This window comes from Alkalihalophilus lindianensis, assembly GCF_032843265.1.
Lineage (GTDB): Bacteria > Bacillota > Bacilli > Bacillales > Bacillaceae_D > Alkalihalophilus > Alkalihalophilus lindianensis.
In genome coordinates this window covers 1-417 of record NZ_JAWJBA010000062.1, presented here as the reverse complement: position 1 = coordinate 417, position 417 = coordinate 1, and the positions used below count along the sequence as shown (strand labels likewise).

At 39.1% G+C, this 417-nt stretch carries 1 pseudogene; it reads left to right on the top strand.

Going from position 1 to position 417, the window contains the following annotated elements:
- Positions 1-417 (top strand): annotated as a pseudogene (locus RYX56_RS21285) (hypothetical protein); the annotation flags it as partial.

The window sequence follows — 417 nt, the reverse complement described above, 5'->3', positions numbered from 1 at the left end:
AGGATTTTGAAAAAGCCAAATTATCTGGGCAAAATATCATTTATGTCGTCAGTGATGGCATTGAAACATGCAATGGGGATCCAGTTAAGGCTGCAAAAGATCTACACGATTCTAATATTAAAGCAGTCGTGAATATTATCGGCTTTGATGTAGACAACAGTGGCCAAAAGCAGCTGTTAGCGGTAGCAGAAGCGGGTGGCGGCCAATTCGAAACCGTCAATACCGCCGAACAATTCAAACGCGTTTGGGAAAAGCAACGGGTTCGTTTATATAACGAATGGAGCCGTTGGAGTGCCGAAAATTATAATCAAGTTTCTTCGGAAATTTCGAAAAAATTAAATACACTTTATAGTAAGAAATCTGATTTTTCTAATTTAATGTATGATGAAAAATCCCATTTAACGGATCGAGGGCCTC